This window comes from Streptomyces sp. NPDC079141 (assembly GCF_040686775.1).
GTDB lineage: Bacteria > Actinomycetota > Actinomycetes > Streptomycetales > Streptomycetaceae > Streptomyces.
In genome coordinates this window covers 357,865-371,605 of sequence record NZ_JBFBLP010000007.1, presented here as the reverse complement: position 1 = coordinate 371,605, position 13,741 = coordinate 357,865, and the positions used below count along the sequence as shown (strand labels likewise).

Here is a 13,741-nt window from a genome sequence, read left to right as displayed (position 1 = left end):
GTCTTCTCCTTGGGACTGGAAGTACGGGAGGCTCAGAAATCCTCGCGGCGCTTTCGCAGGAGCTTCTTGGTGCGCTCGGCCGAGGCGGCCCCCGTGGACATGTGGTCCAGGACCTCCAGATGGGCCGCGACCTCGGTACGGGAGTCCAGGTAGAGCGCGCCGGTCAGATACTCGGTGAACACCATGTCCGGCAGCTCCGGCTCGGCGAACCGGAACAGCGTGAACGGCGCGTACGTCCCCGGATGCGGGCCGCCGGTGAACTCGGCTATCTGGAGCGTGACCCGGTCCCGCTCGGCGAACTCCAGCAGCTTGTCCAACTGCTCGCGCATCACCGCGCCGTGGACGCTCACCGGCCGCCGCAGTACCGTTTCGTCCATGATCACCCACAGGTGGGGCCGGTCCGGCCGCTCCAGCAGCCGCTGCCGCTCCATGCGCAGGGACACATGGCGCTCGATCGTCTCCGGCCCGGTCTGCCCGATCGTGCCCGCCTCCAGCACGGCACGGGCGTACTCCTCGGTCTGGAGCAGACCGGGCACGAAGTGCGGTTCGTAGGAGCGGATGATCCGGGCGGCGCCCTCCAGGCTCACATACAGGCTGAACCAGTCCGGCAGCACGTCGTGGAACCGCTGCCACCAGCCCGGCTGGTTCGCCTCCTCGGCCAGCGAGACGAACGCGGCGGCCTCGTCCTCGGGCACGCCGTACGTCTCCAACAGCACCTGCACATACGGGATTTTCAGCGCGACCTCGGCCATTTCCATCCGCCGTACGGTCGCCGAGGCCACGCGCAGCACCCGGGCTGCCTCGTCACGCCCCAGTCCGGCCGCCTCCCGCAGCTCCTGGAGCCGCTTGCCGAGCACCACCTGGCCCACAGTGGGCGCAGGCCGCCGCTCACTCACGCCACGCCTCCCCTACGCGCCGAAGTACCCGTGCAGTCTGCCATGTTCCGGTTCCGGTCTCACGAGGTCGGCGGTGAGGCGCTCGCCACTGTCGGGCCCGGCATTACCCGGGAGGTAATCGACCCTGCCGGGCGGACGCGACATCGTTGAGTCACCGGGTTCCGGGTCGGCGCACTCCGATCCGGGACCCGGGTCCCACAGCCGCTCGACTTCCGACCCTACGGAGGGTGATTCGTCATGTCCGCGACCCAGCTTGCCGCGCTCGCCCGGACCACCGACCCGCAGACCGCGCTGCGCCGCTTCCTGGCCCTGGACGCGGTCGTGACCGGTGGTAACGCCCTGGCCTACCTCGCCGCTTCCGGACCGTTGGGAGACCTGCTCGGCGTCGACTCGACGCTGCTGCTCGAACTCGGCGTGTTCCTGGCGGTGTTCGCCGCCGGGGTGGGCTGGCTCGCCTCCCGTGCCCGGCCCGCCGCCTTCCCGGTGCGTGCGGTCGTCGAGGCCAACTTCGCCTGGGCCGCGCTGAGCCTGGTGGCGCTGGCGGTGTGGCTGACGCCGACCACGGCGGGTGCGGTGTGGACCGTGCTGCAGGCGACCACCGTGGCCGGGTTCGCGGTGCTCCAGTACGCGGCGCTGAAGGGGCGTCAGGGCAGCAGCGACTGAAGGTACTTGACCGTCGCCGGGTCGGCCGGGAGGAACGTCTCGATGGCCAGCTCGGCGACGGTCACGTCCATCGGCGTGTTGAACGTGGAGATCGAGGAGATGAACGACAGCGTCCGGCCCTCGTGCTCGATCTGCATCGGCAGCGCGAAGTACGGGACGGGCTCGTCCGGTTCGGTGCCGGGCGCGTCCTTTGGCACCGGATACGCCGCCACCTCCTCGTACAGCTCCCGCAGTTCGTCGGAGCGGTACAGCGCGATCTGCCGCTCCATCTGGGCGAGCAGATGGCCGCGCCACTCACGCAGGTTGCGGATGCGGGGCGCGATGCCCTCCGGGTGCAGGGTCAGCCGCATCGCGTTCAGCGGGGGCGCGAGCAGATGCTCGGGAACGCCTTCGAGCATCATCAGGATGCCCCGGTTGGCGGCCATCACGTTGTACATGGCGTCGACGACCAGCGCCGGGTAGGGCTCGTAGCCCTGGATCAGCCGCTCCATGCCCTCGCGCAACGCGCCCAGCGCCGGGTCGTCCAGCGGGGTCTCCGGGTAGTGCGGGGCGTAACCGGCCGCCAGGAGCAGGGCGTTGCGCTCCCGCACCGGGATGTCGAGGTGCTCGGCGAGCCGCAGCACCATCTCCTCGCTGGGCCGGGAGCGGCCCGTCTCGATGAAGCTGATGTGCCGGGCGGAGGAGTCGGCGCGCAGGGCCAGCTCCAGCTGGCTGACCCGCCGTTGCACCCGCCAGGCGCGCAGCAGCGGGCCGACGCCCCGGTCGGTGGCAGTGATGGTCATACGAGAGACCGTAGACGACGAACCGGCACGCAGCGGAAGCGACCCTTCTGACCAGGGCTTCGGCCCTTCTTCTGTGGCACGCTGAGAGGGAACCCGCAGCCCTGGAAGGAGCGAGGCCATGCCCCTCGAACCGCTGTCGCAGAAGGAGATCGAGGACCGGCTGGCGGAACTGCCGGGCTGGTCGCTCGACGGCGACCGGATCACCCGGCGGTACCGGCTCGCCACGCACTTCGCGGCCACCGCGCTGGTCGTGCACATCGCCCAGGTCCAGGAGACGCTCGACCACCACTCCGACCTCACCCTCGGTTACAACAGCGTGTCACTGTCCGTGAACACCCACAGCGTGGGCGGCGCGGTGACCGAGAAGGACTTCCAGCTCGCGCAAAAAGTGGAGGCGCTCGCCCCCGGCCACGGGGCACAGTGACGGCGTGCTCGACTACGACAAGGAAGCCGACGACTACGATGCCAGCCGCGGCGGCGAACCCCGGGCCGCCGCGGCCGCCGAAGCGGTACTCGGCCTGATCCCGGAATCCGCCCGCACCCTCCTCGACGTCGGCTGCGGCACCGGCATCGTGACCCGGCGGCTCGCGGCGGCCCGGCCCGCCCTGCGGGTGACGGGCGCCGACCTGACGTACGGGATGGTCCGGATGGCCGCGGCGCGGATGCCCGGGGCGATCGTGCTGGCGGACAGCCGGCGGCTGCCGTTCCCGGACGGGACGTTCGACGCGGTCACCAGCGTGTGGCTGCTGCACCTGCTGGACCGGGGCGACGACATGGGCGCGGTCGTCGCCGAGTGCGCCCGTGTCCTGCGGCCCGGCGGGGTGTACGTGACCACCGTCGACAAGGCCGCCGCCCACGACGTCGGCAGCGACATCGACGCCGTGCTCGAACCGCGCCCGCGCCGGGCCGCCCCCGACGCGGCGGCCCGCGTGGAGGCCCGGGCCACGGCGGAGGGCCTGGCCCTCGCCGACTGCGCCCTCTTCACCGGCGTGGGCCAGGGCCGCACCCCCCGCGGCACCGCCGCCGACCTGCGCCGCGGCTGGTTCACCCAGCTCCCGCCGGGCGCCCCGCTCACCGAGCGCTTCGCCGCCGAACTGGAGACCCTCCCGGACCCGGACCGCCGGCGCCCCGACCCGGTCTTCAGCCTGCGTGTGTTCCGGAAGTCCGGGTGAACTCCATGATCCAGTTGGTCAGCCAGGTCTGCCCGTCGTCGAGGGAGAACGCCTGTTCCCAGCGGGCCGTGGCCGCGGTGACACCCGACCACACGAACCGCACCCGCACGTCCTTGCCGTCGTGGCGGTCGTCGCCGTAGAACTCGCCGCGGTCGCCGTCGAAGCGGCCGAGCACCGGCGGGAACAGCTTGCCGCTGCGGCTGGAGGACCAGTTCAGGGACCACTGTTCGGTCTCCCGGTCGAAGAGGCGCAGGGTCAGGCCCTTCGAGCCCAGGTGCGGCATGTCGATCTCGTCGACGTTCGCGGCGCCGTCGAACAGGCTCCAGCAGCGCGTTGTGCTCGGGAACTCCTCCCAGTCGCTGTCCGGGTCGAGGAAGTCGGCACGGCGGCGGTGGCGGACCTCCCAGTCGCCGTGCAGGAAGTCGAAGTCGCGCGCGCCGCTCATGACCGGTCTCCCGTGGTTCCTTCGGGCAGGGAATCGGTCAAGTAGGCCATGAGGTCGGGGACTTCGGGTGCGAGTATGTGCCGTACCCAGGCGTTCCGTTCGTGCAGGACCGGGGGCAGTTCCCAGACACAGCCGATCCATGGGCGGTCGATGGTGATGAAGTTCGTCGGGTCGTTGTCCGGGCAGTCCAGGGCCGGCTGGCCCGCCGCCGCGCCCCGGAAGTGCAGGACGTTGTCCCACACCCAGCTGTAGGCGTTGAGGTAGGCGCCGTCGTCGCCGCCCCGGTGCAGTACGACGAAGGTCGCCGGCGGGGTGCCGTCCGGCTCGGGCAGCAGGTCGGGCAGCATCTCGTACGCCGCCTTCACCACGTCCGGGGCGATGCCGTCCGGGTCGGCGGTGACGTGGTAGCGCTTGATGCGGCGGCCCGCCACCTCGATCGGCGGGGGAACGGTCAGAAGTTTCTCCGTGAAAGGCATACCGCGACGTTAGGACCGCTTCACTGACATCCTGTGTCAGTGAAGTCCAGCCGACTCGTCTCGATCCTCCTGCTGCTCCAGACCCGCGGCCGGATGACCGCCGCCCAGCTCGCCGAGGAGCTGGAGGTCTCCGTCCGTACGGTCTACCGGGACGTCGAGGCGCTGAGCGCCGCCGGTGTGCCGCTGTACGGCGACGCCGGTCATGCCGGCGGCTACCGCCTCCTCGACGGCTACCGCACCCGCCTGACCGGCCTGACCGCCGGCGAGGCCGAGGCCCTCTTCCTCGCCGGGGTCCCGGGACCCGCCGCCGAACTGGGTCTCGGCTCGCTGCTCGCCGCCGCCGAGCTGAAGGTGCGCGCGGCCCTCCCCGTGCAGGCCGACCGGATCAGCGCCCGCTTCCACCTCGATGCCCCCGGCTGGTACACGGACGCCGAAGAGACCCCGTACCTCCCCGCGGTCGCCGACGCCGTCTGGAACAGCCGCGTCCTGCACGTGACGTACCGCCGCTGGCGTGAGCCCACCGACGTGGAGCGTCGCCTGGAGCCGTACGGACTCGTCCTCAAGGCGGGTCGCTGGTACGTCGTCGCCGGGCCGGGGCCACGCACCTTCCGCGTCGATCAGATCCTCGAACTCGCCGCGCCGGGAGAGGAGTTCGCCCGTCCCGACGACTTCGACCTGGCCGCCTACTGGGCGGCGTACCAGCGCGACTTCCATCAGCGGCTGTACCGCGCCGAGGCCGTCGTACGGCTGGCGCCGGGCCGGACGCTCCCCAGGGCGCGGAACCTGGGTACGGAAGAGGACGGCTGGACCCTGGTCGCCGTCCCCATCGAGTCCGTCGAGCAGGCGCACGGCGAGTTCCTGCGCCTGGGCACGGACGTCGAGGTGCTCCAGCCCGCCGAGCTGCGCGCGAAGATCGCCCGTACCGTCGCCGAACTGGCCGGGAAATACGGCAACTTCACGGCGGGCGGCGACGACTGAAGGGGAACGGAACCCGTCCGTCCTCCCAGGAGGTACGTCTCGTGCAGCACCCGCACAAGCACCGCAGACGCAGGGTCGTCCTGTCCGCCCTCGGCGCCACCGCGGCGCTCGTGGCCGCCGGCCTCACCACGCTCACCGGCACCGGAACGGCCGAGGCCGCCACCGCACGCCAGGTCGAGGCCCTCGACCGGGGTGTGGTCAGCGTCTACAACGGCAGCGGCAACCTGGTCAGCTGGCGCTGGCTCGGCACCGACCCCGACAACGTCTCCTTCAACCTCTACCGGGCCGGTACGAAGGTCAACACGACCCCGATCACCGGCACCACCAACTACTTCCACTCCGGCGCCCCTTCGCACGCCGACTACACGGTCCGCGCGATCGTGAACGGCGTGGAGCAGGGCGACTCCGTCCACGCGATCCAGTTCCGCAGCGGATACAAGGACGTGCCGATCTCCCCGCCGGCCGGCGGCACCACCCCCGACGGCGTCGCCTACACCTACGAGGCCAACGACGCCTCCGTCGGCGACCTGGACGGCGACGGCGCCCTCGACCTGGTCCTGAAGTGGCAGCCCACCAACGCCAAGGACAACTCCCAGTCCGGGTACACCGGCAACACGATCGTCGACGGCATCAAGCTCGACGGCACCCGCCTGTGGCGCATCGACCTGGGCCGCAACATCCGCTCCGGCGCGCACTACACGCAGTTCCAGGTGTACGACTACGACGGCGACGGCAAGGCCGAGGTCGCCATGAAGACCGCCGACGGCACGGTCGACGGCGCGGGCACGGTGATCGGCAGCTCCTCCGCCGACTACCGCAACTCCAGCGGGTACGTCCTGTCCGGGCCCGAGTACCTGACCATGTTCAACGGCCAGACCGGCAGGGCGATGCAGTCCGTCGACTACGTCCCGGCCCGCGGCACCGTCTCCTCCTGGGGCGACTCCTACGGCAACCGCGTCGACCGATTCCTGGCCGGGACCGCCTACCTGGACGGCTCACGCCCCTCGCTGATCATGGCGCGCGGCTACTACACCCGTACGGTCATCGCCGCCTGGGACTGGCGGGGCGGCACCTTCACCCGCCGCTGGACCTTCGACACCAACTCCTCCACCAACTCCGGCAAGGGGTACGACGGTCAGGGCTCGCACAGCCTGTCCGTCGGGGACGTCGACAACGACGGCCGGGACGAGATCGTCTACGGCTCGATGGCCGTCGACGACAACGGCTCCGGCCTGTGGACCGCGAAGACCGGCCACGGCGACGCCCAGCACCTCGGCGACCTCGACCCGTCGACCGCGGGCCTGGAGTACTTCAAGGTCTCCGAGTCCACCACCCAGCCGGCCGAGCTGTACCTCAACCCGGCCAACGGCGCGATCCGTTGGCAGCTCGCGGCATGCTGTGACAACGGCCGGGGCGTGGCCGGTGACATCTACGCCGGGAACGACGGCGCGGAGGTCTGGTCGGCCTCCGACACGTCCGTCCGGGACGAGGCCGGTGCCACCAAGGGGCGCGAGCCGTCCTCCGTCAACTTCCTGTCCTGGTGGGACGGCGACACCGTGCGCGAACTCCTCGACGGCACCCGCATCGACAAGTACGGCACCTCGTCCGACACCCGGCTGCTGACCGCCTCCGGCGTCCACTCCAACAACAGCACCAAGGCGACGCCGTCGCTGTCCGGCGACATCCTCGGCGACTGGCGCGAGGAGGTCATCTGGCCGACCGGCGACAACACAGCCCTGCGGATCTACTCCACCCCGCACGAGACCGGGACCAGGATCACCACCCTGCTGCACGACACGATGTACCGCACGGGCCTCGCCTGGCAGAACACGGCGTACAACCAGCCACCGCACCCGAGCTTCTTCCTCGGCAACGGCATGGCGACGGCGCCCCGGCCGACGGTCTACACACCGTGAGCCACTGAAGGCTGAAGACGCTGTAGGGCAGCGCAGAGGCGCGTGCCGGGAACCGGCACGCGCCCCGCTTGCTCAACTCACCGTGCAGGACTGGTCGCCGACCTTGAACGCGGTCGGCTCGGCGTTCGTGCCCGACCAGTTGCCCGTGAAGCCGAAGCCCACCGACGATCCGGCCGCCACGTTCGCGTTCCAGCCCACGTTCTTCGCCGTGACCGACGAACCCGACTGGGTGGGATCGGCGTTCCACATCTGCGAGATCGTCTGGCCGTTGGGGAAGGACCAGGTCAGTGCCCAGCCCGACCAGGCGCTCGTGCCGGTGTTGGACAGCTGTACGTCCGCCTGGAAGCCGCCCGACCACTGGTTGGTGATCTTGTAGGTCACCGCGCAGGCGCCGGTCGGGGTGGGGTCGGGATCAGGGTCGGTGCCGCCGCCCGAGTCGGAACTGTCGCCGTAGATGATCCCGCGCCCGTTGGTCGCGATGTACACCCGGCCGTAGACCCGCGGGTCACCGGTGATCGCCGCACCCGTCCAACCCCACTGGTGGGCGTCGTCGTTGATCCGGGTCCAGGTGGCGCCCTCGTCCGTGGAGCGGAAGATGCCGCGCACCCCGCCGATCTTCGCGCTGGTGTACAGCGTCTGGTACGAGGCTCCCGGCGCCGCCTTGCCGAAGCCGATGGTGTCGGCCTGCTCGACGCCCGAGAGCTTGGTGAAGCTGGTACCGCCGTTGGTGGAGTGCCACAGCCCGTACGCGCCGTCGCTCGCCCCGCCCGCCAGCCAGACGTCGCCCTTCTTGCCGGGCAGCGCCTTGAAGCGGACGCTGTCACCGCTCGGCAGGCCGCCGGCCGAGGACTCCGTGAAGCTCGCGCCGCCGTTCGTGCTCACGTAGAACTTCCCGGACTTGAAGCCGTAGAAGACCTGCGGGTCGACCCGGTCGGACTCGACGATCGCGCCCGCCGGGATGCCGGAGGACGCCGACCAGGAGGTGCCGAAGCCGGTCGCGTAGTGCACGCCCGCGCCCTGCGGGCTCCACACGAACCGGCTGCCGTCCGCCGCCGCGGCCACCGTGCCGCCGCCGCTGACGCCCGAAGGGTCCTGCCCCGCGAACCAGTTGGCGCCGTTGTCCGTGGAGAACGCGACGTGCGGCCCCGAGTCCAGGTTGCCCACCCGCACGACCGTGTTGGGGTTGGACTCGGCGAAGTCCAGGCTGGTCGTCGAGGTGAAGTTCGGCTGGGTGTACATCATCGCCGGCACCTTGGTCAGATCCGTGTGCCGGAACCCGCCGACGTCACCGAGGGCGCTGAGCAGCGGGGCGCCCGACGGGGGCGAGGCCAGGTCGTTGACGGCCGTCTCCTCCAGGCCCTGCACCATCGGCTTGATGGTGAACTGCGAACCGCTGTCCCAGTTCGTCAGGTTCTCGGTGCCGTAGATCGTCGCGCCCGTGCCGTACATCATGCGGCCGGAGTTGAACGGGTCGATCTCCAACGCCTCGGTCATCCAGCCGAGTTTGGGCGTCTGCTCCGGCGGGCTCGGATTCGCGCCCCAGGTCAGCCAGGGGGAGGAGGAGACGTCCATGGTGTAGCGGTTGGAGCGGTTGGGGTACGAGGTGTAGTCCCAGGCCTTCGTCCAGGTGGCGCCGGAGTCCGTGGAGCGGAAGATCTGCGTGTCCGGCCACCAGGAGCTGTACGCCGTCGCCATCACCGTGCCCGGGTCCTGCCGGTCGACGGTCAGTCCGCTGAAGCCGTAGTAGGTGTCGGCTTCCGCGACCGGGCTGATGTTCGTCCAGCTTCCCGTCGCGGTCGCGTACCGCCACAGTTGGCCCTTGCCGCCGTCGTACGGCCCGCCCTTGTCGCTGTACGACAGATACAGATGGCCGTTCTCCGCGTCCAGGACGCCCTTGTGTGCCAGATAGCCGGTCGGCTGCCCGGCCAGCCGGGTCCAGGTCGCGCCCGCGTCCGTCGAGCGGTACACCGCGTTGTCCTTGTCGGCGACCCCGACGTAGATCGTCTGCGTGGCGTTGCCCGAGCTGCCCGTGGACTCGTCGAAAGTGACCCAGACGATGCCCTGGTTGTCGGAGGCGTACCCGCTCGTGTCACTCGGGTCCTGCTGGTAGTTGCCGACGTTGGGGAAGTTCGTCACCTGCGACCAGCTGGCCCCGGAGTCCGTCGACCGCCACAGGCCCTTGCCGCTCGGCGCGCCCAGGTACAGCACGCTGTTCTTGTGGGGGTCGATCGCGAGCCGCTCGCCCATGCCCCGGCCGGGCATGTTGCCGCCCAGCTTGAACGGCAGCTCGGCCTTCTGCCAGCTGGCACCCCGGTCGGAGGAGCGCATGACCGCGCCGTTCCTCGGATCCCAGCTGTTGGTGTACGTGCCGACGGCCGCGTACACCTTGTCCGGGTCGACGGAGTCGGAGGCCAGGCTCACCACACCGGTGTGCCCCCAGTCGTCCCAGCCGACCGAGTCCAGCAGCGGCGTCCATGTCTTCGACGACTCCACCCACCGGTAGGCGCCGCCGATGTCGGTACGGGCGTAGGCGAGGTTCTTCTCGGAGCGGTTGAACACGATGCCGGGGACGAAACCGCCGCCGTCGACACGGGCGTTCTTCCAGGTGTAGGTGTCCGCGGTGATCGACACCGGAGTCTCGTCGGGCTCGGCGGCCAGTGCGGGCGGGGTGCCCGCGAGCAGACCGGCCGCCAGCGCCAGCACGGCCGTGAGGATGCGGGTTCTTCGCACGGGAACTCCTTTCGGAGGTGGGGGTGGCAAGCGCTTTCTCGCTACAGCGAGATGTGCCGGACGGTCCCCTGTGCGGGTGGGGACCGCCCGGCTGTCCGGCCTCGCCGTCAGGTGACGAGACCACGTACGCGGAACCTTTAAGCGCTTCCGGGGTTGAGCCGTGCCCCTTCAGGGGCGCGGGGAACTGCGCAACCAGCCACAGCGGACCCGCAGCCAAAAGCGGCCCAACCCGCGGAGCGCTTCGCGGGGGCTATTCGAGAAGCTCCGCGTACGAACCCATGGCGAGGGCGATGTCCGCCTGCGCCCAGAACCGGTGATACGTGAACGACGGCACCGCTCCGCCCGCCAGATACGCCTCGATCTTCGACCACGCGGGGTCGTCCTCGTAGAAGGAGCGGATCGAGTCGAAGGTCGACGACGAGTTGATCGCGTCGCCGTTCGGCATCGTCCCGGTCCAGCCGGAGGGGATGTAGACGCTGTCGTCGAAGCGGTTGTAGTCGGTGCGGTTCTCCGGGACGGCGATGCCCAGGGCGTCCTGGTGGTTGTCCCACATGCCGTCGAGGAGCGCCTTCGCCGTCGTCGCGGCCTCCGTGTCGCCGGACCGGTCCGCGTAGTACGTCAGGGTCTTGGCGTACGCGGCGGCCACCCCGACGTCGTTGGTGTAGTCGGCGACGGTGACGTGAAGTCCACTGTTGGCGCCCGGACTTGACGCGTTCCAGGTGTCGGGCTGGCCCGACCACTGCAGCGTCGACGGAATCAGGTACGTGCCGTCCGGATTGACCGTCGTGTGCTCCAGCGCCCAGTCGACCCACTTGTCGAGGACGGCCTTCGCGGACGCGTTGCCCGTCTGCTGGTAGTACTCGGCCACCCGCTCCATCGACCACGCCTGGAAGCCGAACCACTGGTTGGACGGCGGGTCGTGGTAGACGGGCTGCTGGTCGTAGTACATGCCGTAGAAGGTGGACTTGCCGGCCGGCGGGGTCGCGTAGCGGCCCGCCCAGCTGTTGGTCGCGCCGCCCGCGATCGCGCCCTCGCTGGACTGGAGCCAGCGGTAGAACTCGATCTGCCGCTCAAGGGACTTGGCCCAGTCCGCCTGCCCCGTCGCCGACTTCGGCTTCAGGTCGGCGTAGTTGGCGAGCGCGTAGGCGGCCATCGGGTTCTGGTAGCCGCCGTGCGCGTGGCTGGAGCCGATGCGCCAGGCCCAGCCCGCCGAGGTGTCGGTGGCGCCGCCCCAGGCGTAGTACCAGGAGAGCAGGTAGAACGAGGAGTCCTTGCCGGTGCCGGCCGGGCAGGTCGACGGTCCGACACAGTTGCCGACCTTCTTGAAGTACTTGTCGTACATGGCGTAGCGCAGGTAGTCGCCCATCTTCGCGGCCTTGGCGATGGTCGCGGAGATCTCGCCGCCCTTGCCCTGCGCGTCGGCCCACTTGTCGGCCCAGTACGCGGCCTGCACCGCACGCGCGTCGGCGTCCGGGGCGTTGGTGAACTTCCACTGCTTGGCGTAGGAGGCGTCACCGGTGAACAGGTCCAGGTACCCGTTCGTGCCGCCGTACTTGAACTGGTCACAGGTCGGCTGCGGCACCGTCTCCCACACCGACTCCTGCGCGCCGCGCTGGAAGGTGTTGATGTACGACGGACCGGTGTCCGACGGGCCCGCCTCGCACTTGCCGGGCGAGTTGCCGTAGCCGTAGACGTTGTCGACGTCCTGGAGCCAGTGCATGCCGTACACGTCGTCGGTGCCGTACGCGCTCTTCAGCTCGGCCGCGATCGGGTCCGAGCCGACCGAGACCCCGGAGTCCAGCCTGGCCGGGTACTCGTTCGGAGTGTCCAGCTCGGGCGCGTAGGTGGCCGGCTTGGAGGCGTTGTAGAAGGAGTTGGTCGGCTGGTCGGCGTGGGTCGGGATCATGTACTTCTCCATGATCTCCCAGGCGCCGTTGAACCGGGTCCAGTCACCCGTGATCTTGCCGTACATCGCCTGCAGCCAGAGAAGGTAGCTGTAGGCCTCCGACGTGGTCTCGTGGCCGTGGTCCGGTGCCTCGACGATCAGCGTCTCGACCGAGTGGTAGGGAATGCCCTCGGGGGAGAAGTAGCCGTTCGCCGGGTTGGTGATCTTCCCGTAGAGCTCCAGGAAGCGCGCGTCGTACTCGCCCGACGCCTCGATCTGGGTCACGGTCACCGACGCCTTGGCATGGCCGTTCGCGGTCGACTCGAAGGTCGCAGCGCCGGTGCCGGAGGAGTCGGCCGAGACGGTCACCTTCTGCGCGGTGTTCCAGTTCGACGGGGTGAAGGTGAGCGTCGCCCCGCCGGTCACCGACAGCCCCGCATTGCCGCTCGCACGGGCGGTGGTGACGGTCACGTTGGCCGAGGGCTGGGTCGACAGCTTGATGTCGTAGGTTCCCGACTCGCCCTGCTGCACGGCGAGTTGGCTGGTCGACGCCACCACGGCGGGACCCGAGGCGACCGTGATGCCGACCGGGGTGGACTCCGCGGACGCGCCCAGGCTGTCGTACGCCTTGGCCAGCAAGGAGTGACTTCCCACGGACAGGTTGGAGACGGAGAGCGTGTAGGGAGCGCTCGTGTCCGTACCCAGCAGCGTGGTGTCGTCGTAGAACTCGATCTTGCTGATGGTGGCGTTGTCGGCGGCCGCGGCGGTGGCCGCGAGCGGCACCGCGTCTCCTTGCGAGTAGACGGCGCCCGCGGCCGGGCTGGTCAGCACCGTGATCGGGGGCTGGTGTGCGCCCGCGCAGGTGGTGCCGTTGATGGCGAAGGACGTCGGGGCGGCGTTGCTGCCGCTGTAGCTGAACTGCGCCCCGGTGCTCACCGCGGCGCCGGCCGCGATCCGCCCGTTGTACGAGGCGTTCTGCACCGTGATGTTCTGGCCGGACTGGGACCAGGTCCCGTTCCAGCCGTTGGACAGCTTCTGGTTGCCCGAGTAGGCGTACGTCAGGGTCCAGCCGTCGATCACGTCCGTGCCGCGGTTGGTGATCGTCACGTCCGTGGTGAAGCCGGAACCCCAGTCGTTCGTCTTGTAGTCGACGCTGCACTGAAGTGGCGCAGCCTGTGCGGGAGTTGTGCCCGTTGCCAGCATGGTGAACGGAAGCGCCAGGGCAGCGACGACGGCCGTCCAGGCGCGCCGTACCGCTCTCTGTCTCCGGGGTGGGGGATGCATGGTGCTGGTTCCTCCTTGCGGCTCGGAGAAGTCAAGGCTTGAACCAGTGGGAGCGCTCCCATAGTGGGGACGGGGGTCCAAGGGGTCAAGGTGCTTGAAGAGTCGAAAAGATTCGATGCGCGCGGTTGAGTAAAAGTCAGTGACTCCCCTGTCCTTTACCGTCACTTGGCGCTAACTTCGTTGACACCAGTGGGAGCGATTCCATCAGTCGACGCGTCCGTCACGACGCGCCTGAACTGCAAGGAGTCGCTCATGCGACACCCCCCGCGTTCAGTACTTTTAGCCTTCGCCGGAACGGTCGCCCTTGTCACGGGCATGACCGTTCCGGTCGTGACGGCGTCGAGAGCCACGCCTCGCCTTCCACTTCGCGTCCGGCCGACAGGTCGACCAGGGCTGCAACACCGGCGTCGAGCCGACGCCGACGCCGACCGGTCCACCCGACCCCGGCGACGACCCACCCGTACCGAAGGTCTCCCGTCCTGGGGCCGGCACGCCGGCACCTCGGCCGGCTGCG

At 69.8% G+C, this 13,741-nt stretch carries 11 protein-coding genes; 5 read left to right on the top strand and 6 right to left on the bottom strand.

Going from position 1 to position 13,741, the window contains the following annotated elements; genetic code table 11:
• Nucleotides 1-32 precede the first annotated feature (32 nt).
• The gene (locus AB0Q90_RS21900) at nucleotides 33-896 is read right to left on the bottom strand and encodes a helix-turn-helix transcriptional regulator (protein WP_363159794.1); all 864 of its coding nucleotides are present in this window, start codon (nucleotides 894-896) and stop codon (nucleotides 33-35) included.
• Between the two features lie 237 nt (nucleotides 897-1,133).
• Between AB0Q90_RS21900 and AB0Q90_RS21895 the strand changes: the two genes are divergently transcribed.
• A complete protein-coding gene (locus AB0Q90_RS21895; RefSeq protein WP_363159795.1) occupies nucleotides 1,134-1,559 on the top strand; it encodes a hypothetical protein in 426 nt (141 codons plus the stop codon).
• Here AB0Q90_RS21895 and AB0Q90_RS21890 read toward each other — a convergent pair.
• Nucleotides 1,541-2,341 (bottom strand): helix-turn-helix transcriptional regulator, encoded by an 801-nt coding sequence (locus AB0Q90_RS21890; protein ID WP_363159796.1) that lies wholly within the window; start codon nucleotides 2,339-2,341, stop codon nucleotides 1,541-1,543. The genes AB0Q90_RS21895 and AB0Q90_RS21890 overlap by 19 nt on opposite strands.
• A 118-nt stretch (nucleotides 2,342-2,459) precedes the next feature.
• On the opposite strand from AB0Q90_RS21890, the gene AB0Q90_RS21885 reads away from it, so the two are divergent.
• Together AB0Q90_RS21885 and AB0Q90_RS21880 are read left to right on the top strand one after the other, a co-directional pair.
• Nucleotides 2,460-2,765 carry a 4a-hydroxytetrahydrobiopterin dehydratase gene (locus tag AB0Q90_RS21885; protein WP_363159797.1) on the top strand — a complete coding sequence of 102 codons (306 nt, stop codon included), beginning with the start codon at nucleotides 2,460-2,462 and terminating at the stop codon, nucleotides 2,763-2,765.
• Nucleotides 2,766-2,769: 4 nt separating this feature from the next.
• Nucleotides 2,770-3,513 carry a class I SAM-dependent methyltransferase gene (locus AB0Q90_RS21880; RefSeq protein ID WP_363159798.1) on the top strand — a complete coding sequence of 248 codons (744 nt, stop codon included), beginning with the start codon at nucleotides 2,770-2,772 and terminating at the stop codon, nucleotides 3,511-3,513.
• Here AB0Q90_RS21880 and AB0Q90_RS21875 read toward each other — a convergent pair.
• A complete protein-coding gene (locus AB0Q90_RS21875; RefSeq protein ID WP_363159799.1) occupies nucleotides 3,482-3,958 on the bottom strand; it encodes a hypothetical protein in 477 nt (158 codons plus the stop codon). The genes AB0Q90_RS21880 and AB0Q90_RS21875 overlap by 32 nt on opposite strands.
• Nucleotides 3,955-4,434 (bottom strand): hypothetical protein, encoded by a 480-nt coding sequence (locus AB0Q90_RS21870; protein WP_363159800.1) that lies wholly within the window; start codon nucleotides 4,432-4,434, stop codon nucleotides 3,955-3,957. Before AB0Q90_RS21870 ends, AB0Q90_RS21875 begins: the two co-directional genes overlap by 4 nt.
• Nucleotides 4,435-4,473: 39 nt before the next feature.
• Between AB0Q90_RS21870 and AB0Q90_RS21865 the strand changes: the two genes are divergently transcribed.
• Both AB0Q90_RS21865 and AB0Q90_RS21860 read left to right on the top strand, forming a co-directional pair.
• A complete protein-coding gene (locus AB0Q90_RS21865) occupies nucleotides 4,474-5,412 on the top strand; it encodes a YafY family protein (RefSeq protein ID WP_363159801.1) in 939 nt (312 codons plus the stop codon).
• A 41-nt stretch (nucleotides 5,413-5,453) separates the two neighbouring features.
• Nucleotides 5,454-7,328, top strand: coding sequence for a rhamnogalacturonan lyase (locus tag AB0Q90_RS21860; RefSeq protein ID WP_363159802.1), 1,875 nt, complete (start codon nucleotides 5,454-5,456; stop codon nucleotides 7,326-7,328).
• Between the two features lie 72 nt (nucleotides 7,329-7,400).
• On the opposite strand, the gene AB0Q90_RS21855 is transcribed toward AB0Q90_RS21860, so the two are convergent.
• Both AB0Q90_RS21855 and AB0Q90_RS21850 read right to left on the bottom strand, forming a co-directional pair.
• Nucleotides 7,401-10,058, bottom strand: a complete 2,658-nt coding sequence (locus tag AB0Q90_RS21855) for a cellulose binding domain-containing protein (RefSeq protein ID WP_363159803.1) — start codon at nucleotides 10,056-10,058, stop codon at nucleotides 7,401-7,403.
• Nucleotides 10,059-10,308: 250 nt separating this feature from the next.
• Nucleotides 10,309-13,227 carry a glycoside hydrolase family 48 protein gene (locus AB0Q90_RS21850; protein ID WP_363159804.1) on the bottom strand — a complete coding sequence of 973 codons (2,919 nt, stop codon included), beginning with the start codon at nucleotides 13,225-13,227 and terminating at the stop codon, nucleotides 10,309-10,311.
• Between the last annotated feature and the right edge of the window lie 514 nt (nucleotides 13,228-13,741).